General features: G+C 63.3%; 18 protein-coding genes. 12 read left to right on the plus strand and 6 right to left on the minus strand.

The window, feature by feature from the left end; all coding sequences use genetic code 11:
* From dnaA to PVU19_RS19360, 7 genes are all read left to right on the plus strand, one after another.
* Positions 1-1,359, plus strand: coding sequence for a chromosomal replication initiator protein DnaA (gene dnaA, locus PVU19_RS00005; protein WP_050661324.1), 1,359 nt, complete (start codon positions 1-3; stop codon positions 1,357-1,359).
* A 168-nt stretch (positions 1,360-1,527) separates the two neighbouring features.
* The gene (gene dnaN, locus PVU19_RS00010) at positions 1,528-2,646 is read left to right on the plus strand and encodes a DNA polymerase III subunit beta (protein WP_050661323.1); all 1,119 of its coding nucleotides are present in this window, start codon (positions 1,528-1,530) and stop codon (positions 2,644-2,646) included.
* 53 nt (positions 2,647-2,699) lie between these two features.
* A complete protein-coding gene (gene recF / locus PVU19_RS00015) occupies positions 2,700-3,809 on the plus strand; it encodes a DNA replication/repair protein RecF (RefSeq protein ID WP_050661322.1) in 1,110 nt (369 codons plus the stop codon).
* Positions 3,806-4,237 (plus strand): VOC family protein, encoded by a 432-nt coding sequence (locus tag PVU19_RS00020; protein WP_050661321.1) that lies wholly within the window; start codon positions 3,806-3,808, stop codon positions 4,235-4,237. The genes recF and PVU19_RS00020 overlap by 4 nt, the downstream gene beginning before the upstream one ends.
* Complete coding sequence (locus PVU19_RS00025; protein ID WP_050661320.1) at positions 4,234-4,854, plus strand: LysE family translocator; 621 nt, start codon at positions 4,234-4,236, stop codon at positions 4,852-4,854. Before PVU19_RS00020 ends, PVU19_RS00025 begins: the two co-directional genes overlap by 4 nt.
* Positions 4,855-4,943: 89 nt before the next feature.
* Positions 4,944-7,361: a DNA topoisomerase (ATP-hydrolyzing) subunit B gene (gene gyrB, locus PVU19_RS00030; protein WP_050661319.1), complete on the plus strand. Its 2,418-nt coding sequence runs from the start codon at positions 4,944-4,946 to the stop codon at positions 7,359-7,361.
* Positions 7,362-7,743: 382 nt separating this feature from the next.
* Positions 7,744-8,340, plus strand: coding sequence for a hypothetical protein (locus PVU19_RS19360; protein WP_050661318.1), 597 nt, complete (start codon positions 7,744-7,746; stop codon positions 8,338-8,340).
* A 439-nt stretch (positions 8,341-8,779) separates the two neighbouring features.
* Here the strand turns inward: PVU19_RS19360 and PVU19_RS00040 are convergent.
* Positions 8,780-10,131 (minus strand): IS3 family transposase gene (locus tag PVU19_RS00040; protein WP_420833237.1). Its coding sequence is split into 2 segments (ribosomal slippage): positions 8,780-9,793 and positions 9,796-10,131, totalling 1,350 coding nucleotides; the frame shifts between segments, so codons are not numbered across the junction.
* 255 nt (positions 10,132-10,386) lie between these two features.
* Entirely contained in the window at positions 10,387-11,400 is a 1,014-nt protein-coding gene (locus PVU19_RS00045; protein ID WP_050661423.1) for an IS110 family RNA-guided transposase, read from the minus strand.
* Between the two features lie 115 nt (positions 11,401-11,515).
* On the opposite strand from PVU19_RS00045, the gene PVU19_RS00050 reads away from it, so the two are divergent.
* Entirely contained in the window at positions 11,516-11,791 is a 276-nt protein-coding gene (locus PVU19_RS00050; RefSeq protein ID WP_082237361.1) for a trimethylamine methyltransferase family protein, read from the plus strand.
* Between the two features lie 497 nt (positions 11,792-12,288).
* On the opposite strand, the gene rsgA is transcribed toward PVU19_RS00050, so the two are convergent.
* The 3 genes from rsgA to PVU19_RS00065 are packed head-to-tail and all read right to left on the minus strand — an operon-like array spanning position 12,289 to position 15,105.
* The gene (rsgA, locus tag PVU19_RS00055; protein ID WP_050661315.1) at positions 12,289-13,365 is read right to left on the minus strand and encodes a ribosome small subunit-dependent GTPase A; all 1,077 of its coding nucleotides are present in this window, start codon (positions 13,363-13,365) and stop codon (positions 12,289-12,291) included.
* A 4-nt stretch (positions 13,366-13,369) separates the two neighbouring features.
* Complete coding sequence (locus PVU19_RS00060; RefSeq protein WP_050661314.1) at positions 13,370-13,909, minus strand: GNAT family N-acetyltransferase; 540 nt, start codon at positions 13,907-13,909, stop codon at positions 13,370-13,372.
* 29 nt (positions 13,910-13,938) lie between these two features.
* Positions 13,939-15,105, minus strand: a complete 1,167-nt coding sequence (locus tag PVU19_RS00065; RefSeq protein WP_200901839.1) for a MerR family transcriptional regulator — start codon at positions 15,103-15,105, stop codon at positions 13,939-13,941.
* Positions 15,106-15,511: 406 nt separating this feature from the next.
* On the opposite strand from PVU19_RS00065, the gene PVU19_RS00070 reads away from it, so the two are divergent.
* The 4 genes from PVU19_RS00070 (at position 15,512) to PVU19_RS00085 (ending at position 17,634) form a co-directional block, all read left to right on the plus strand.
* Positions 15,512-15,799, plus strand: coding sequence for a bactofilin family protein (locus tag PVU19_RS00070; protein ID WP_235575658.1), 288 nt, complete (start codon positions 15,512-15,514; stop codon positions 15,797-15,799).
* Between the two features lie 206 nt (positions 15,800-16,005).
* Positions 16,006-16,389 (plus strand): hypothetical protein, encoded by a 384-nt coding sequence (locus PVU19_RS00075; protein ID WP_152911573.1) that lies wholly within the window; start codon positions 16,006-16,008, stop codon positions 16,387-16,389.
* Between the two features lie 126 nt (positions 16,390-16,515).
* Positions 16,516-17,004, plus strand: a complete 489-nt coding sequence (locus tag PVU19_RS00080) for a peptidase associated/transthyretin-like domain-containing protein (protein ID WP_050661311.1) — start codon at positions 16,516-16,518, stop codon at positions 17,002-17,004.
* Positions 17,005-17,022: 18 nt separating this feature from the next.
* Positions 17,023-17,634: a ferric reductase-like transmembrane domain-containing protein gene (locus PVU19_RS00085; RefSeq protein ID WP_050661421.1), complete on the plus strand. Its 612-nt coding sequence runs from the start codon at positions 17,023-17,025 to the stop codon at positions 17,632-17,634.
* A gap of 9 nt (positions 17,635-17,643) precedes the next feature.
* Here the strand turns inward: PVU19_RS00085 and PVU19_RS00090 are convergent, their stop codons facing one another.
* Entirely contained in the window at positions 17,644-19,644 is a 2,001-nt protein-coding gene (locus PVU19_RS00090; protein WP_050661310.1) for a hydantoinase/oxoprolinase N-terminal domain-containing protein, read from the minus strand.
* Positions 19,645-19,652: the final 8 nt, after the last annotated feature.

Here is a 19,652-nt window from a genome sequence, read left to right on the forward strand (position 1 = left end):
ATGACGCAAGAACAATGGGGCCGGCTGAAGCAGAAAATCCAGGACTCTGTCGGGCAGAGCAATTACCGAAACTGGATCGAACCACTGGAACTGGCCGAAGTGTCAGGCGGCATTGCGACGTTTCAGGTGCCCACCAGCTTTCTCGGCAATTATGTCTCGCAGCATTACGGTGATCTGATCCTCTATCAGATCTCCAGCATCGACCCGAAGGTGCGCCGCCTGAATTTCCGTGTCGCCGCCAATTGCGCGGCCCGCCCGTCACAGCCCGACGCGCCAAGGACCGCCGCCGCCGTACAGCCGGTCCGGACCGACGGTGCCCTGCCCTCCGCCCCGCTGGACGATCGATTCCGCTTCGAAACCTTCGTCGTCGGCAAGCCCAATGAGCTGGCCCATGCCGCCGCCAAGCGCGTCGCCGAAGGCGGGCCCACCACCTTCAACCCGCTGTTTCTCTATGGTGGCGTCGGACTGGGCAAGACCCACCTGATGCATGCCATCGCCTGGGACCTGACCACCGCGCGCCCCGACATGAACGTGCTCTATCTCTCGGCGGAACAGTTCATGTACCGTTTCGTGCAGGCCCTGCGCGACCGCAAGATGATGGATTTCAAGGAGCTGTTCCGCTCGGTCGACGTGCTGATGGTCGATGACGTGCAGTTCATCGCCGGCAAGGACAGCACGCAGGAGGAATTCTTTCACACCTTCAACGCGCTGGTCGATCAGAACAAGCAGATCGTGATTTCTGCCGATTGCGCCCCCGGCGAGATCGCCAATCTCGAAGACCGGATCAAGTCGCGCCTGCAATGCGGCCTGGTCGTCGATCTGCATCCCACCGATTACGAACTGCGCCTCGGCATCCTGCAATCCAAGCTGGACCGCCACCGCGAGCAATATCCCGACCTCATGCTCAACGACGGCGTGCTCGAATTCCTCGCCCACCGGATCAGCACCAATGTCCGCGTGCTCGAAGGCGCGCTGACCCGGCTTTTCGCCTTTGCCTCGCTGGTGCGCCAGCCGATCACCCTGGAACTGACGCAGGACTGCCTTGCCGACGTGCTGCGCGCCTCCGAGCGCAAGGTCTCGGTCGAGGAGATTCAGCGCAAGGTTTCCGATCACTACAACATCCGCCTTTCCGACATGATCGGGCCCAAGCGCCTGCGCGCCTTCGCCCGGCCGCGTCAGGTGGCGATGTACCTGTGCAAGCAGATGACCTCGCGCTCGCTGCCCGAGATCGGTCGCCGGTTCGGCGGACGCGACCACACCACCGTGATGCACGGGGTCAAGCGCATCGAGGAGTTGCGCATTCAGGACGCGCAGATCGCCGACGATCTGGAGCTTTTGCGCCGCACGCTCGAAGGCTGAGCGCGGCTTTACCGCCGCAAACGCCCCCCGCGCGGCATGCCGCGGGGGCTGTGGCCCTTGACGCTGCCGGATTTCCAGCCGAAAACACGATAAAGCGCTTGAGCCGCAGGGGAATATTGCTACCGTGCCCCTCCCGGCGCAAGACCGGCACCTGACAGGAGCGAGGGCATGAAACTCAGCATCGAACGCGGCACGTTGCTCAAGGCCGTGGCGCAGGCACAATCCGTGGTCGAGCGGCGCAACACCATCCCGATCCTCGCCAATGTGCTGATCGAGGCCGAAGGCGACGCGGTGCATTTCCGTGCCACCGATCTTGACATCGAGGTGGTCGACAAGGCCACCGCACAGGTCGAACGCGCCGGTGCCACCACCGTCTCGGCGGTGATGCTGCATGAAATCGTGCGCAAACTGCCCGACGGCGCGCTCGTCACGCTGGCCGATGACGGCAGCGCCGGTCGCCTCACGGTTCAGGCCGGCCGGTCGAACTTCAATCTCGCGACCCTGCCCAAGGAAGACTTCCCGGTGATGGCCTCATCGGAATATGCCAGCAACTTCTCGGCCCCCGCGCCGGTGCTGCGACGGCTCTTCGACAAGTCGAAATTCGCCATTTCCACCGAGGAAACCCGCTATTACCTCAACGGCGTCTACATGCATGTCTCCGAGGTCGATGGCGGCAAGGTTCTGCGCTGCGTCGCCACCGACGGCCACCGCCTCGCCCGGATCGACGCCGACCTGCCCGAGGGTGCGTCGGACATGCCCGGCGTGATCGTGCCGCGCAAGACGGTGGGCGAATTGCGCAAGCTGCTGGAAGATGACGAGATGAAGATCGCAGTCTCGGTCTCCGAGACCAAGATACGCTTCGCCACCCCCGACATCACGCTCACATCCAAGGTAATCGACGGCACCTTCCCCGACTACACCCGCGTCATTCCGCAGGGCAACACCCGCCGGATGGAAGTGGACGCTGCCGAATTCGCGCAAGCCGTGGACCGTGTGGCGACCGTCAGTTCCGAACGCTCGCGCGCGGTGAAACTGGCGCTCGACGAGGATCGGCTGATCCTCTCGGTCAACGCCCCCGACAGCGGCGCCGCCGAGGAAGAGCTGGCCGTGGCTTACGGCGACGAGCGGCTGGAAATCGGCTTCAACGCCAAGTACCTGCTGGAAATCGCCAGCCAGGTCGACCGCGAGAACGCCGTGTTCCTGTTCAACTCCTCGGGCGATCCCACGCTGATGCGCGAAGGCAATGACACGACGGCGGTCTATGTCGTCATGCCGATGCGGGTGTGACATCTGTCGGAGCCTCCGGCGGGAGTATTTTCGGAAAGATGAAAGGGCGGTGAATGCCCGGCCTCTACCTGTCGGAATTGACCCTTTCGCATTTCCGCTCGCATAAATCCGGGCGGCTCACGCTCGATGCGCGTCCCGTTGCGATCCACGGCCCCAATGGCGCGGGCAAGACCAACCTGATCGAGGCAGTCTCGCTCCTGTCGCCCGGACGCGGGCTGCGGCGCGCTGCGGCGCAGGACATGGCGCGGCGGCCTGAATCCCTTGGCTGGAAGATCACCGGCCTCCTGCACTCGCTGCAAAGTGTCCACGAAGTCGAAATCCTGTCGGAGGAGGGCGCGGCGCGGCAGGTGCGCATTGACGAGAAATCCGCCACCCAACTGGCGCTTGGCCGGATCGCCCGTGTGCTCTGGCTGATCCCGTCGATGGACCGGCTTTGGATCGAAGGAACCGAGGGGCGCAGGCGCTTTCTCGACCGGATGACGATGAGCTTCCTGCCCGATCACGGCGATGCGGCGCTGGCCTATGAAAAGGCGATGCGCGAACGCAACCGCCTGCTCAAGGACCAGGTGCGCGACGCGCATTGGTATCTGGCGCTGGAGCGTCAGATGGCCGAGGCGGGCGCGCAGATCCACGCCAATCGCAAGCACGCACTTGCGCTCATCGCGGGCGCGCAGATGCAGGCCGAAACCGCCTTTCCCACCGCCGAACTGGAGCTGACCCAGACCGAGGGCGAGATGCCCGAGGGGGCCGATGACCTGCGCGAGGCACTGGCCGAGAGCCGGTTTCGCGATCTGATCGCCGGGCGCACCCTCGTGGGTCCGCACCGCGCCGATCTCTACGGGGTCTATGCCGCCAAGGGCGTGCCCGCCGCCGACTGCTCCACCGGCGAGCAGAAGGCGCTGCTGGTCTCGCTCATCCTTGCCAATGCCCGCGCGCTCGCCCGCGATTTCGGCGCGCCGCCGATTTTGTTGCTGGATGAGGTCGCGGCCCATCTTGACGCCACCCGCCGCGCGGCGCTCTATGACGAAATCTGCGGCCTCGGCGCCCAAGCCTGGATGACCGGCACCGGGCCAGAACTCTTCGCCGAACTTGGCCCGCGCGCGCAGCACGTTCACGTCACCGACACCGACGGCACCAGCCGGATCACATCAGAGGCCCCATGACCCCGCAACGCGTCACCCTCATCACCCTTGGCGTCGCAGATCTCGACCGTGCGCGCAGCTTTTACGCCGCCCTTGGCTGGGCCCCGGCAGAATCGCTGGACAAGGTTGCCTTCTACCAGATGAACGGGCTGGTTCTGGGGCTGTTCGGCACATCCGACCTCGCCTCCGATCAGGGCCGCCCGAATGCCACGCTCGGCACCGGCGCAATGACGCTGGCGCAGAACTTCATGACCGAGGCCGAGGTGGATGGCGCCTATGCCACCGCCCTTGCTGCCGGGGCGACTGCGCTCAAAGCCCCGGAAAAGGTGTTCTGGGGCGGCTATTCCGGCTATTTCTCCGATCCCGACGGCCATGTCTGGGAACTGGCGATGAACCCGTTCTGGCCGCTCTCCCCCGATGGCAGCCTCACCTTGCCCGACACCCCATGACCGTCAGCCTTTTCGATCTGATGCTCTACGCCGCCGCCATGGCGGGCCTCTGGGCGGTGCCCGGCCCGGTCTGGGTGGCGCTGACCGCGCGGTCGCTTTCCGGGGGCATGGCCGGGGCCTGGCCGCTGGCGGTGGGCGTCGCATTGGGCGATCTGATCTGGCCGCTCTGCGCGATCCTCGGGCTTGCGTGGGTGCTGTCGGTCTATGGCGACGCGCTGGAACTGCTGCGCTGGATCGCGGCGGGGGTGTTCATCGTGATGGGGCTCTTGCTGATCCGCGCGCCCTCGCGTCCGCCAAGCGCCGACAGCCGCATGACCCGTCCCGGCCTCTGGGCCGGGTTCTCGGTCGGCATGGCGGCGGTGATCGGCAATCCCAAGGCGATCCTCTTCTACATGGGTTTCCTGCCGGGCTTCTTCGATCTCTCGACCGTCACCGTGCCCGACATCGCCGCGATCCTCGCGGTTTCGGCCATCGTGCCGATGCTGGGCAACCTCGCGCTCGCCTTCTTTCTTGACCGCGCGCGCCGTCTCTTGCAGAGCCCCAAGGCGATTAACCGGCTCAATTTCGGCTCTGGCATGCTGCTGATTCTGGTGGGGCTCGTGATCCCGTTCACGTGATCCCATGACATACGCAAAATATAGCGGTTGGGCGTGACATTCCCCCCAATAAAACGTATAAAATCACAAAAATACGAAGGAACACACGCATGTCCGAACCCGCTGTCGCGCCCGAAGAATACGGGGCCGATTCCATCAAGGTTCTCAAAGGGTTGGAGGCTGTCCGCAAACGCCCCGGAATGTATATCGGGGATACCGACGACGGCTCCGGTCTGCATCACATGGTCTACGAGGTCGTGGATAACGGCATCGACGAGGCACTCGCCGGTCACGCCGACGCGGTCAACGTCACGATCCACGCCGATTCGAGCGTCTCGGTCAGCGACAATGGCCGTGGCATCCCGGTGGACATGCATGAGGGCGAAGGCGTCTCGGCCGCCGAGGTCATCATGACCCAGCTGCATGCGGGCGGCAAATTCGACAGCAATTCCTACAAGGTCTCGGGCGGTCTGCACGGCGTCGGCGTCTCTGTCGTCAACGCGCTGTCGGAATGGCTCGAATTGCGGATCTGGCGCAACGGCAAGGAACACGTCGCCCGCTTCGAGGGCGGCTTTACCACCGAGCCGCTGCGCGTCGTGGGGGACGCCGAGGGGCGTAAGGGCACCGAGGTGCGCTTTCTTGCCTCGCTTGAGACGTTCTCGAACCTTGAATACAGCTTCGAGACGCTGGAAAAGCGCCTGCGCGAACTGGCCTTCCTCAATTCCGGCGTGCGCATCATCCTGCGTGACGAGCGCCCCGCCGAACACCTTGAATCAGAGCTGTTCTACGAAGGCGGGGTCAAGGAATTCGTCAAGTATCTCGACCGTCACAAGACCCCGGCCATGCCCGAGCCGATCTTTATCACCGGCGAGCGGGACGAGATCGGCATCGAGGTGGCGATGTGGTGGAACGACAGCTATCACGAGACGGTGCTGCCCTTCACCAACAACATCCCGCAGCGCGACGGCGGCACCCATATGGCGGGCTTTCGCGGTGCGCTGACCCGCACCATCAACGCCTATGCCCAGACCACCGGCATCGCCAAGAAGGAAAAGGTCAGCTTCACCGGTGACGATGCCCGCGAGGGGCTGACTTGCGTGCTCTCGGTCAAGGTGCCCGATCCGAAATTCTCGTCCCAGACCAAGGACAAGCTCGTCAGCTCCGAGGTGCGCCCGGCGGTCGAAGGCCTGATGAACGAAAAACTCGCCGAATGGTTCGAGGAAAATCCGCAGGTGGCCAAGGTCATCGTCTCCAAGATCATCGAGGCCGCCCATGCCCGCGAGGCCGCCCGCAAGGCCCGCGAACTCACCCGGCGCAAGAACCCGATGGATGTCAATTTCCTTGCTGGCAAGCTCAAGGATTGCTCAAGCAAGGACCCCTCCAAGACCGAACTGTTCCTCGTCGAGGGCGATAGCGCCGGCGGCTCTGCCCAGACCGGGCGCGACCGGGGCACGCAGGCGGTGCTGCCCCTGCGCGGCAAGATCCTAAACGTCGAGCGGGCGCGCTTTGACCGGATGCTCGGGTCACAGGAAATCGGCAATCTCGTGATGGCGCTTGGCACCGGCATCGGCCGCGACGAATTCGACATCTCGAAACTGCGCTACCACAAGATCGTGATCATGACCGATGCCGATGTCGACGGCGCGCATATCCGCACGCTGCTGCTCACATTCTTCTACCGGCAAATGCCCGAACTGATCGAGGGTGGATATCTCTATATCGCACAGCCGCCGCTCTACAAAGTGATGCGCGGCAAGTCCGAGGTCTATCTCAAGGATCACCCCTCGCTCGAGGATTACCTGATCGACCAGGGCACCTCCGATGCCGCGCTGCGCCTCGGCTCGGGCGAGGAAATCGCCGGTCCCGATCTGGTGCGCGTGGTCGAAGAGGCGCGGCAGGCCAAGCGCAGCCTCGAGGCGTTCCCGACGCATTACCCTCGCCACATCCTCGAACAGGCGGCCATCGCCGAGGCGTTCCTGCCCGGGCGCGTCGACAGTGACCTGCAAGGCGTCGCCGATACCGTCGCCGCCCGGCTCGACATGATTTCCAACGAGTACGAGCGCGGCTGGCAGGGCCGCCCGACGCAGGATCAGGGCCTCCGCCTGACCCGCGTGGTGCGCGGGGTCGAGGAAATGCGCACGCTTGACGGCCCGGTGCTGCGCGGCGGCGACGCCCGCCGCCTCGCCCAGCAGACCGAACAGCTGCGCGCCGTCTACCGCGAACGCGCGACATTGCTGCGCAAGGACCGCTCACAGCCCATCTTCGGCCCGCTCGACCTGCTCGACGCGATCCTGAAAGAGGGCGAAAAGGGCCTGACGCTGCAACGCTATAAGGGCCTCGGAGAGATGAACCCCAATCAGCTTTGGGAAACCACGCTCGACCCGGACGCCCGCACGCTTCTGCAGGTCAAGATCGACGACGTGGCCGAGGCCGATGATCTCTTCACCAAGCTGATGGGCGACGTGGTCGAGCCACGCCGTGAGTTCATCCAGGCCAACGCCCTCAACGTCGAGAACCTCGACGCCTGATCGCATGTAGGCGCGCGCGTAGTTTTTCGCCGCGCACATAGTTTTTCGCGTGATGAGGTCGGGGTGAGACCGCGTTTTCTATGTATCTCAAATGGTTAGCGCGAAATCTTGGCCTTCGCGGTTTTTGGGACTGCTTCGCGCAGGGCGCGTAGGACAGCGTCTGCAAAACGAACGAGCTTTGCCTTTCTGTCTCGGTTGATGTGCATTGCCCATCAACCGAGACAGAAGCCTCCTTCTCCGCGGGAAGAACTTGAGCTTCAGCGCAGCGTTGGAAGCCGGCTTGGCGACCGCAGGGAGCGCACGTAATCTTCAATCGCGGCCTCGGGCTTGATTTGACTGGATGTTATGTGCCTCATTTCCAAGTTCGCGAAAGAGGTGCCTGATGCCAGACTTGGACCCCAATATAGCTTTACCGATCGCCGTCCTGATATTCCTGATCGGTTTTCCACTTTTTCTCATTCTATTCCTGGTCGCACGACGGCGGGCAAATAGCCTCGGTCGCGAGCTCACTCAGGAGAAGACCCGGGCCGCCGAAGACCGCGACCGGATCCTCGCGGAGGAAAAGGAGAAACGGCAGGCGATCGAGCAGAAATACTCGCCGATCATCGATATGGAGGCCGAGGTTGGGCGGTTGAAAGCTGAATCTGAAGAGTTCGCCAGGAATATCGACGAACTGCGATCCAGCTACGCCAGTACACCGATGGTCCGACTTCAGTTTCGGCCCGTGGCTGACCGAAGCGGTCGCCCGTATGCCACGAAACAAAGCGGCCATCGCACTTGCCAACAAACTCGCTCGAACCGCCTGGAGCCTTCTGCGGCACGGCGCCCGGTTCGACGCGCCAAAAGACGCGACCATGGAAGTGATCTGACGCCTTCCACGGTCACAAAGGAGTTCGCGATAGAGAGGACAGCATGGAACGGAGAAGATACGCCCCCAGAGTCTGACGGCCCATTGGGTCATTATAGACCTTGCCGCTAATGAGACCAAGGCGCGTGCGTAACCCCATCAAGGCCACGGCCCGCGAGCCGATCAACAGGCCGGATACATATGAGCGATTTCCGAAATCGTGCCAAATTCTCGATTGCGAACAGCAGCCGACACATACATCTGGGCCGGGAGTGACGATCTTCACAAGCTGGCGGATTCCGGCCATTCTCTGCAACTGCGAAAGGCTCGCCCCCCTGAGGAATAAGCGGTCGTTCACCCCCCAAAGACCATTACGTCGATGCTGCGCTATGCACCAAGGTCAGCAATGCGCAGAAAGCGGAGTTTGCAAAGTTGTGGGCCGCTTTGACGATCCTCGCGAGAGACAGCATACCAACCCTTGAGAGTTCAGTTCTGGTATGTGCGTCGTCAGATAATTTGGGACATCAGAGCGTGCTTTCGTTTGGAGGCTCTGGCTCATCCTTGATTAAGTTTATGCGTTTTCAGTTTCGTGGCGCAAGCGCCGCTTGAGCATGGTTTTCCGTTTGATCTCCTCTCGCTGTTTCAGGATCTTCTCTGCGCGCCCGAAGTAGACGTCGGCGGGCGTCAGGTTTCCAAGGCTCTCGTGGTAGCGATGGTTGTTGTAATGTTCGACAAAGGTGCCGATCTGGCGCTCGAGGTCTCCGGGCAGGAAGTAATGCTCGAGCAGAACACGGTTCTTCATGGTCTGGTGCCACCGCTCGATCTTGCCCTGTGTCTGGGGGTGGTAGGGTGCGCCGCGGACATGATCCATGCCTTTGTCATCGAGGTAATCTGCCAAGTCCCCCGCGATGTAAGACGCGCCGTTGTCGCTAAGAAGTCTTGGCTTGGCGACAACGGCCGCGCAGTCACATCCTGAAGCCTCCAGCGCCAAATCGAGCGTGGCGGTCACGTCTTCGGCTTTCATCGTGGTGCAGAGCTTCCAGGCGATGATGTGGCGGCTGTAATCGTCCAGGATGGTCGACAGGTAGAACCAGCCCCAGCCCAGGACCTTCAGATAGGTAAAGTCAGTTTGCCAAAGTTCGTTGGGCCGTGTGGTCTGGTCCTTGAACTCATTGGACGCCTTCATCACGATATGCGCAGGTGCCGTGACCAGGTCTTCCGCCTTCAGGATGCGATAAACCGATGATTCTGAGACAAAATACTGCTTCTCGTCGGAGTATTTTACGGCCAGCTCGCGGGACGTCAGATCCTCATGTTCGAGCGCGAACTCGATAATGTCCGCCCGGGTCTCTTCCGGAAGGCGGTTCCACACAGACCCCGGATGGGGTGCCGTGTCCTCGAGCGCGTCAAGCCCACCCTCGGACCAGCGGTCATACCAGCGGTAATAGGTCGTGCGTGGAATGCCGAGCATGGCCAGCGTCTGACGGGCGGACAGATGCGAGGCTTCGACGGTGCGGATGATCTCCAGCTTTTCCGATGCAGGATACCTCATGCCTCGCACTCCCCATCCCCGATCATGCTTTTTTTGAGCAGACGGTTTTCCAGGGTCAGGTCGGCGACGACTTCCTTGAGCGCGGTCGATTCCGAGCGCAGCTCCTTGACCTCAGGCGATGTCGCCTGGCGGGCGGTATCCCCGGCCAGGCGTTGCTTGCCCGCCTCGAGGAATTCCTTCGACCAAGTGTAATACAGGCTCTCGCTGATACCCTCGCGTCGGCACAGCGCGGCAATGCTCTCCTCGCCGCGCAGGCCCGCCAGCACGATCCTGATCTTCTCTTCCGCCGAGTAATGCTTGCGCGTCTTGCGCTTGATCCCTTTGACCAGCTTGTCAGCCGCGTCCTTCGATGTTCCGGATTTCTTGTTCATCTTCGCTCCTTGGTGGCTGCGATGAACCAGAAATCCTTCTGTAATCGGGCCTGGTTATGCAAGGAATTAGCGCCTGAAGGTGCATGCTTCTGTCCGTGATCTGCGCATTGCACTCACATGATGCGGTTGGCTTTGGCTCAGGAAAGCCCATCTCCGTTGCGACTTCATATTCAAGTCAGGATTTCTGTCGGCTTTTCCCTCACCACGTCCCTTCAGGGCCGCCTTCCTTGCGGAAGCTCTGGTGTTGTTTGTCTGTCAGGCGGTTTTGAACTCTGTGCCGTCTATCCACATCCGATGCATGATGACAGCCAGTTTCCGCGCAAGGGCAATCTTGGCGCGCTTTGCGCCCCGTCGAGCAGCAACGCGCATCGCCCATGCCCTGAGTGGGGTCCATCTGGTGGTTCTAACCAGCATCACATGCGCGGCTTCATAAAGCGCAGTCCGCACACTTGCATCGCCAGCCTTGGTGATCGATGTAACCCGATCAGTTTCGCCAGATTGGTATCGTCGTGGCGTCAGGCCAAAGCAGGCCCCCACCGACTTTGATGAACGAAATCGTTTCGGGTCGTCGATAGCCGCTCGGAACGTCATCGCCACCACGGCACCAACGCCGGGAATGGTCATAAGGCGACGGCAGACGTCATCGTTGCGAGACTGATCCCGAACCAGCTTGTCCAATTTGGCAAATTCCGCTGCCATCGCATCCCGTGCTGATAGGAGCGGGGAGATTGCCGCTTCCAGCAGCAAGTTGCCTGCGATCAGGTCGCGAACCAATTCACAAAATCGGCCTCGCGCTCCTGTGGGAACCCTCAAACCAAACCCTCTAAGAAGGCCGCGAACCGAATTGTCGAGTTCACGGACGCGACGACCCAAACTGTCCCGCGCCGACAGCATCACCCGCAGATCCCGGGCGGCAGGGGTCTTCAAATGCACAGGCTGAAACCAGCCCATTCGAAGAAGCTCGGCGATGCCACGGGCATCCCGCCGATCCGTCTTGACCGGAATGGCGGATAAAGCGGCATGAACCCTGCGCGTCTCCATCAGAACGCTGTGCAAGCCTCTTTGCTTGAGGCCCTCAACAAGGAAGCCCGACATGGGCCCAGCTTCGAGACCGATCCCAGCAATCTGATCAGAAAACGGATCCAGCGCATTTGCGAGATCCTCAGGATGGCTCCGCGCAGAAAACTCTCTCTTGACGCAACCATCTGCGTCGATCACGCACACGGCCGTACTCTCAACTGAAACATCAAGTCCTATGTAATACGTCATGGTCATCTCCTCTTTCCCGAAAACCACCACAATAATGGTGGCGAATCGGCCCGATGACCGCATCTCCGTTACGAAAACCTCAAATCTGTCCCATAGGCGCTGACGTCAGACAGCGATCGCCGACGTCGGGCATGGTGGGCATTTTTTCGGAACGCAACACACGCTCGACCGTTTCGAGACGGCTTTCTATTCGCCCCTTCTGTCAGATTGGTCCAACTATGAAAGCTGGAGCGAACGAGGCGCCCTGACCGCCGCAGACCGCGCGCATCAGATCTTTTCCCAGACCGTAGCGGCGCACGAGCCGCCGCCGCTCGACACTGCCCGGTTGGAAGAGATGGACGATTTCGTGGCGCGGCGCACGGCAGAGGGCGGCGCAGATATTGAACGGTAGCCGGAGTGTGTGGGCCGCAGAAGGCCTGTCGTGCGCAGGCATAATGTGTGCGGCCCGCAGGCACTGCGGCGTTACCGCCGTGCCTTATCGTGGTCTTCGATTGGCTTATTCGGTCGCAGTGACCGACAGCCGACGACCTACTGGTAGAAGGGCCCTCTCATTGAGCAGAAACGTGCGGAGCAACGCAACGGCGACGGCGAAAAGCATGAACATTAAGCGCCCCCGGTCGTGAACAACGCGGTTTTAAGCGCTCCACGCGATGTTCTGAATCGGAGCAAGTCCACTCTTGGCCAACCCTTGGTCAAGGTTTGGGTAGACCGCCTTCCGGTAGCGTGGCGGAACCGCGAGCCGTAACTCGAGCATCAGACTTGAGTGAGACTCATCGGCCTCGATGAGAGAGTACTGCAGGTACTAAAAGTCGCAAAGGAGCCCTTCGCAATGCTGTCTTCGAAGATCGGCTCTGGGCCGAAGTGGACCGGGCTGACGGGACCCGGCACTTATCGCGTTCGGTCCGATTTCGCCTTCATCGCGCTGCGCACCAGCTTCCCAAACGCGCGGTCTTTCTCGCGGCGTTCGGCGAGGCTGGCGGAGTTGAAGGCGTCTTCGGCCTGAAGCTTGCGCCAACGCGTTATGCGAGCCGGGTCGAGGCTGCCGTCCTCCATGGCGGTCCTCACGGCGCAGCCTGGCTCGGTCTCGTGCTGGCAGTCGGTGAAGCGGCAGTCTGCGGCCAGCGCCTTGATATCCTCGAAGACGTCGGCGATGCCCTCCGCAGCGTCGGTCAATTGCAGTTCGCGCATGCCCGGCGTGTCGAGCACAAGGCACCCGCCGGGGGTCGCGTGCAGTTCGCGGCGTGTCGTCGTGTGCCGGCCCTTCGCGTCGTCCTCGCGGATGCCTTGCGTGGCGATGGCCTGCGCACCAAGAAGCGCGTTCGTCAGGGTGGACTTGCCGACGCCTGACGATCCGATGAAGGCAACTGTGCGTCCGGGCCTGCACCAGTCGGCGAGCGCCTGCACAGGCTCTTCGCCGCGGGCATCGAGCGCCACCACGAGCACCCGTTCCGATATCGCCTGCGCCGCTGTGACATAGGACGCGGGATCCTTCGCGAGATCCGCCTTGGTGAGCACGATCACCGGCTCGATATCGGCATCGAAGGCCAGCGCGACGTAGCGCTCCAGCCGGGCGATGTTGAAATCGGTGTTGCAGGAGGTGACCACGAAAACCGTGTCGATGTTCGCTGCGATCAGTTGCACTTCGCGCCCCGTGCCCGGCGCGCGACGCTTGATCAGGCTCTTGCGCTCCAACACCTGGCTTGAACGTGGACGCGCGCGATCTAACAGCAGCCAGTCGCCCACCGTGGCCTCAGGCCCCGGCGGGATGGTCTCGTCGATGCCGTCGCCCGCCACCTGCAAACCGCTTCGATGCACGGCGACCACGCGCACCGGCGGCGTCGCGGTCAGCGCGTCGGCGTCGATCTGCCGGGCGAAAACCGGGCCCCAGCCGAGGCTTTCCAGTGCCGTGGGCTCTCTCCGTCGTGGTATGCCACCCGGCAGGAAGGCGGAGTAGTCGCGGACCATCGGCCTACCAGAGCGCCGGATCGTTGAAGGCAGCGACACAGCGGACCGGACCGCTCACGGGCGTCAACGGCTCGGCCGTCAGGGATTGAGCAATCCAGCCCTCTGGCTGCTGGAGCGGTTGCGGCGCGGGAAGATCGGCCTCCAACACGGGTTTGAACCCGGCGCGTCCGTAGAAAGCCGGATCGCCATAGGTGACCGCCATGTCGACGCCCCCCTGCCTGAGTGCGTCGAGACCTTGGGCGATCAGCCGCTGCCCTGTGCCCTTGCCCTGATGCGCCGTCGCCACCGCCACGGGAGCCATCATGAAGACCGTGCGCGCATCGCCCTCGTATGTGAGGCGCGTAAAGAAGATGCCGCCGACGAGCATGCCGTCCTCCCAGGCGGTGAACACGCGCAGATCCTCGGCGGGTGTCTCGGCGATCAGGCGGCGCGTAAGGGCGCGGATCAACTCGCCTTCCTCCGCGCCTTCAGAGGCGGTGAAGGTCGACGCGAAGAGCTCTGCGATGGCCTCGGTGTGCGGGGTGAAATCCTCGACATAATCCATGTCTCAATCCTCTCTGGTGCCAGGCGGGCTCAGGCCCGCTCCAGCACGAACATCTCGTAGCCGAACTGCCCGCGCTCGGCCTCGAGTACGGCGATCTCGCGGCGAAGGTCGTCCAGGACACGGCTCCCCGCGAGACGCGGCTCCAAAGCCTCGAGCCGCGCGGCCAGCGGCCGATAGTAGGTCTCCATCCCCTCCGGCCCGATGTCGAAATGGCCGAGAACGCGGTAGCCCGCGCGCTTGGCCTGCGCGACACGGGTCGCGGACGTCTTCATCGCGGGATATTCTGCGTCCCAGAAGGCGCGGATCTCGTCGTCGGGCGTGTCTGTCCGCCAGACCATGTCGGAGAACACGAGCGCGCCGCCGGGGCGCAGGAGCGTGCGCCAGTCGGCAAGCGCCTTTTCCACGCCGAAGATATAGGCGCTGCCCTCGGACCAGATCACGTCCCAGGGGAGCTCGGGGGTCGGAAGTGCGGCCATGTCTACGTTCTGCACCTCGATCCGGTCGGTGAAACCGCCCGCCGCGATCCGCGCGCGCAGTTTTTCCAGCGCGACCTCGGCCGTGTCGATGGCGGTAATCCGGGCCGTGCTCGCTTCGGCCAGCGTCATCGTCGCCATGCCGGGGCCGCAGCCGATCTCGAGGATCGTTTCGGGTGCAAAGGGCATAATGCCGAGCGCCCGGCGTGTCGCCTCGGCCGTTCCCGGGCCCCACCAATCGAGACCGGCAAAGACCTCCATGAAGCCCGCCCTGTAGGCGTCGTGGGCGTTCATGTCCTTGGATACCAGCGCGACCAGCCCGGCCTCCGCGCTCGAAAATCCCTGCGACATGAGCCAGGCGCGGTGCATATCGGGCGCGACGCGCTCGAGCTCTTCGTGCCAGTCCTTGAGGCTGGACTGTCCGAGCAGAGCCGCCAGAAGGTCGCGCGAACGCGTCTTCTCGGCGATCTCCGCGTCCAGCACGGCGAGGCGCTGGCCAAGCATGTCATGGTCGAGCTTGCCATCGAGGCAGGCCTGGCACTCCTGCAGGCTGAGCCCGCCCGCCTGAAGCTGCTGCATCAAACGCAGCCGCTGCCGGTCGGCATCGGAATAGACGCGATAGCCATTCGCCTGGCGCTTGCCCTTCAGCAGCCCGAGCTTCTCGTAATAGAGCAGCGTCGCGCGCGACAGGCCCACGCTCTCCGCAAGTTCAGAAATCCGCACCATCCGCCGCCTTGTCCATTCACACCGATTCTTCGCTGTTGTGGCATTCCTAAAGTGTGAAGCCATAGACAGGTCAAGCTTCGGTGTGCATGAGAGTCGGTTTTGTCCGCTCTACTGACCTTCATCCTCCAAAAATGCTGCGCCATGGACGAATGGCCGGTCTGGTGAAGCTGCGGCGCGGCATCGGCGTGGTAGGTAGAAGGCAGCTCTGGGCCGTCCTCGCCCTTGATCAGGCCCCGTGAGGGGCCGACGCTGCATCACATACGCACACGGTGACTTCCTGCGCTTGCACTCGCTCGAGGCCACCTTCGACGACGGTGTTCAAATCACAGTTTTCATTCTATGGTCGCCAATATCTCAGCCAAAGGGTTTCAATGTGCCGAGCTCAATTATTGAAGAAGATCTGATGATCGAAGGCAACATCAGATCAAGCGAGGGCAGTGTCGACATCAAAGGTCGCGTGGTTGGGGATGTCACCGCTGAGATGATCACCGTTCAGCTGAGCGGTTCGGTTGACGGGGCAATGTCGGCAACGAAAATCGCGGTTGAAGGCAGCCACACTGGCAGTGTGAAGTGCGACGATCTAAAGCTTGCATCGACCTCACAGGTTCAGGCTGATGTCGTAGCCAAGGGGATGGCAACGGAAAGCGGCGCCAAAGTTAAGGGCACGATCGATATCACAGGGCGGCAATAGGACAATTCCAGTATCGCTACGCGGTAAAGTCACATTTGTGCTTTTGCAGCTCGATCACTCCAAATGCGGCGCGATGCGGCTTTGGGTCAGGCGGCGAGTGACCGGTTTGGGCCGTTCACGTCGCTCAAGCAGGAGCGGCGGAAACCGGACCTTAGCTGCGTCTGCGAAGGACCCATACCAAAAAGGCAAAAGCGGCCCTTCACGCCTTGGCAGGCGCCACGAGCCTCGGCGGCCGCAATGTCCTTGTCGAGCTGGGCCTCGGGGGCGTCTGCCTTCTCGATCTTTTCGAGGAGGTTGTATTTGCCAGCGGGGCGAGGCTCTGCACCGATCCGCTCAAGGCCGAGAAATCGACATCGTATCCGAATTTCAGCAGATACTGCGCAAGCGCCTCTTCGGTCTCTACAGCAGCATTTAGCGGCGCAATGAACCGCGCCATTTCCGACAAGACTGATTTCACAAAATCAGGCACGGGCTCCAACCAGTCAGCGACAAAGCGGCTGTTTGCAAAGGACTTCAAAATAGCTTTGGAGATCAGCCTAAGCGGCAGCCGCAAGACCTGTCCAGAAAAATCCCGACATCCCTTAGGTTGAGCAGATTTCCGGCGAAATGACGCCCATGCGCCACCCTGTGAGACAACCTATCGGAATCGCGGCGTGATGCACTATATTGCGCAACAGACATGCCACGTACGTCTCAAACCCAAGAAAGGACGCGACATGCCGACCAGTTTCTTCACCCGCCGCGCCTTTGTCGCCGCCGGATGTGCCATCGCCGGGGGCGCGGCCTCCGGCCTGATCGTGCCCGCCCGCGCGGCGGGGCTCGACCCCACCCGCACCGTGCGCGGCGGCGCCAACAACTACCTCCCCGATGCGCCCATCGTCGACCGGATCGGCGGCGGCGGCTTCTGGATGACCGGCACCGTGCGCCGCGCCGGTGACGGCGCGCCGCTCTCCGGTCAGCGCATCCAGATCTGGGCCCACACCACCGAAGGCCACGAACGCGACCCGCACAGCCACGGCGCGACGCTCACCGATGAAAACGGCCAATTCCGGCTCGAAATGCCGCAGATCGTGCCCGCCTTCGGCCAGCCGCACGGCCATCTCGCCTATGACAGTGGCGACTTCGAGACGGTGTTCCTCCGCCCCGTGATGCCAAGCGCAAGCGACACCAGCCTCGAGGCGCATTTCGTCCTGCAACCCGCCTGATCCGGCGGATTGCAAGGCATGCCGCATATCCGGACCCTCATGATCTGGGGCGGGCTTGGCCTTGCCACCGCGATCCCGCTCATCGCCGCCGGTCAGAGCCCGCTTCTGGCATGGCGCAGCCCGGTCTATATCGCGGCCGGGTTCGCCGGGGTCGTGGGCCTTGTTCTCATCCTGCTCCAGCCGCTGCTGATCGGCGGCTACCTTCCCGGCCTCTCGCAAACCCGGCGACGCCGCCTGCATCGAATCGTCGGCACGCTTCTCCTGATCATGGTGATCGCCCATGTCGCGGGCCTCTGGATCACCAGCCCGCCCGATGTCGTCGATGCCCTGACATTCACCTCGCCCACCTCGTTCTCCGCTTGGGGCGTGATCGCCATGTGGATGGTGTTCCTCGCCGCACTCCTGGGCCTCGTCCGCCGTCGCTGGCCGTGGCGCCTGCGCAGCTGGCGGCTTGCCCATACCGCCACCGTAATGGTGATCGTGACCGGCACCGTCGTGCATGCGCTGCTGATTCAGGGCACGATGGGGACACTCTCCAAGACCATTCTTTGCCTGCTTGCGCTGATCGCACTCGCCAAGGTCATCTTCGACCGGCGCGTCTGGCGTTCCGGTCTGCGCCTGGGCGGCTGAACCGCGCCCTCAGCCCGCGATACGCGGTCGCCCACTCGCCTCAACCACGATCTCGGCCTCCAGAAACACCCGCCGCGCCTCGGCCTGCGCCTCCTTCACCTCGCGTCGCGCGGTGACATGGATATCCACCGCCCCCGCCGCCTCGGCCTCCGCCCGCGCCTCGGCGCTCAGCGCCGCCTCCAACGCGTCCATCGCCGTATCAGAGCCTGCATAATCCTCCGGCCCGCTCTCCAGATGCACCCGGTATTTGCCCTCGGATGGCGAGGTCACCGTGCCGCCCCGCCGGATCGTCACCCGCCCGACCACGGCCCCGATGGCATTGGCCACCCCGGCATGCTCCGGCAGAATCATGTCACAGCCCAGCCGCGCACCCACCGCCGGGTAATAACATGCCGCCGAGGCCCCAAGCCCCACCACCGGCACGCCCAGCCCGCTGTCGAGACGCACCAGCCCATGATGCCGGTCCAGCCCCTTCTGCATCAAAACATGCGCTGCCAGGGCCTCGGGCGGCAGGCCAAACTCCACGTCATCTTCGGCAAAAGCAGTCTCTAACAAGGCCAAACTTGTCTGATACGTCAATCGGTCCACGATCATCCGCGCCAGTTGCTCCGCCCCCTGCGCCAGCCGATTGCCCGATCCCGTCCGCTTGCGCGCCACCACCTCCAGCGCCATCCGCGCGGCCTCGGCATCCCATCCCGCTTGCTGCCCCAGAACATGGCTCGCATCCGACGGCGTGACGCCCGCTACCTGCACCAGCCCCCGCCGCACCAGCCGCGCCAGTGCGGCATGGTCCATCCGCGACCGCAACACCTTGTCCACCGGCATGATATCGTCTCTGATACGGCCCAAAAGCGTGGTTTCCCGCTCGCCCAGCCCTCCGGCCTCGATCCCCGGCACGGCCCGCACAAACCGCGCGTCATGCTCTCCCGGCGCGCTCGCGCGCAACTGATCCTCCAGCGCGGCATGCACCGCCGCGCCCGCCTCCAGCGCCATCAGGCTCACCGGCACCACCCGGCGCGGGCCAAGGGTCACGCCACCCGTAAGCCCGGCATCCTGCACATGCACCTCGCTGTCGCCGCCCAGACCGAAGGTGCGCATCGCCACCGCCTCGACCATGGTGCGCCACGGCCCTACCCGTGCGCCTTGCGGATCAATCGCGGGCCGCCCGCCGGTCAGCACCGCCACGTCCGTCGTCGTCCCGCCGATATCAGACACCAGCGCATGATCCGCCCCGGTCATCCAGCGCGCGCACACAATACTCGCCGCAGGCCCGCTCAGGATCGTCTCTATGGGACGTTCCCGCGCCTGATCGGCACTGATCAAGGCCCCATCGCCACGAACCACCATCAAGGGTGCAGTGACACCCAGGTCGCGCAGCTTGCCCTCCGCCCGGTCGATCAACCGCGCGATCATCGCAATCAACCGCGCATTCAAGAGCGCCGTCAGCGCCCGCTTCGGCCCATTGAGCTTGGCCGACAGGTGATGTGACAGGCTCACCGGCTTGCCCGTGACCTCGCGGATCATCTCCGCCACCGCCAGCTCATGCGCGGGGTTACGGGTGGCAAAGAGCGACGCCACCGCATAGGCCGACGCGCCTGTATCAGTCTCTAACCATGCCAAAAGCGCCTCTCGATCCAGCAGCGCGGCCTCGCTCCCCGCATGGCTGTGCCCGCCCGCGATCACCAGCGCCGGATCGCCACCCAGTGCCTCGGCCAGCCCATGCGCCTGCAAATCCGCCGCTCGAAACCCGATATAGACCAGCCCCGCGCGCCCGCCCTGCCCCTCGACCAGCGCATTCGTCGCCAGCGTCGTCGACAGCGACGCCAGCCCGATCTCGGCCACATCCACACCGCTCGCCGCCAGCACCGCCTCCACCGCCGCGCCGATCCCCACCGCCAGATCATGCCGCGTGGTCAGCGCCTTGGCGCTCGCCACCACCTCGCGCTCATCCCGAATGAGCACGGCATCCGTATAGGTGCCGCCCGTATCCACGCCCAGAGCCAATGCCATGCGTCCGC

Source organism: Roseovarius tolerans, assembly GCF_028885395.1.
Lineage (GTDB): Bacteria > Pseudomonadota > Alphaproteobacteria > Rhodobacterales > Rhodobacteraceae > Roseovarius > Roseovarius tolerans.

Coding starts and splice junctions, on each gene's coding strand:
- PVU19_RS00080 (WP_050661311.1), top strand. CDS start 16,516: ATGCCGACCAGTTTCTTCACCCGCCGCGCCTTTGTCGCCGCCGGATGT.
- PVU19_RS00020 (WP_050661321.1), top strand. CDS start 3,806: ATGACCCCGCAACGCGTCACCCTCATCACCCTTGGCGTCGCAGATCTC.
- rsgA (WP_050661315.1), bottom strand. CDS start 13,365: ATGGTCCGCGACTACTCCGCCTTCCTGCCGGGTGGCATACCACGACGG.
- PVU19_RS00070 (WP_235575658.1), top strand. CDS start 15,512: ATGATCGAAGGCAACATCAGATCAAGCGAGGGCAGTGTCGACATCAAA.
- PVU19_RS00045 (WP_050661423.1), bottom strand. CDS start 11,400: ATGACGTATTACATAGGACTTGATGTTTCAGTTGAGAGTACGGCCGTG.
- PVU19_RS19360 (WP_050661318.1), top strand. CDS start 7,744: ATGCCAGACTTGGACCCCAATATAGCTTTACCGATCGCCGTCCTGATA.
- recF (WP_050661322.1), top strand. CDS start 2,700: ATGCCCGGCCTCTACCTGTCGGAATTGACCCTTTCGCATTTCCGCTCG.
- PVU19_RS00085 (WP_050661421.1), top strand. CDS start 17,023: ATGCCGCATATCCGGACCCTCATGATCTGGGGCGGGCTTGGCCTTGCC.
- PVU19_RS00060 (WP_050661314.1), bottom strand. CDS start 13,909: ATGGATTATGTCGAGGATTTCACCCCGCACACCGAGGCCATCGCAGAG.
- gyrB (WP_050661319.1), top strand. CDS start 4,944: ATGTCCGAACCCGCTGTCGCGCCCGAAGAATACGGGGCCGATTCCATC.
- PVU19_RS00090 (WP_050661310.1), bottom strand. CDS start 19,644: ATGGCATTGGCTCTGGGCGTGGATACGGGCGGCACCTATACGGATGCC.
- dnaA (WP_050661324.1), top strand. CDS start 1: ATGACGCAAGAACAATGGGGCCGGCTGAAGCAGAAAATCCAGGACTCT.
- dnaN (WP_050661323.1), top strand. CDS start 1,528: ATGAAACTCAGCATCGAACGCGGCACGTTGCTCAAGGCCGTGGCGCAG.
- PVU19_RS00025 (WP_050661320.1), top strand. CDS start 4,234: ATGACCGTCAGCCTTTTCGATCTGATGCTCTACGCCGCCGCCATGGCG.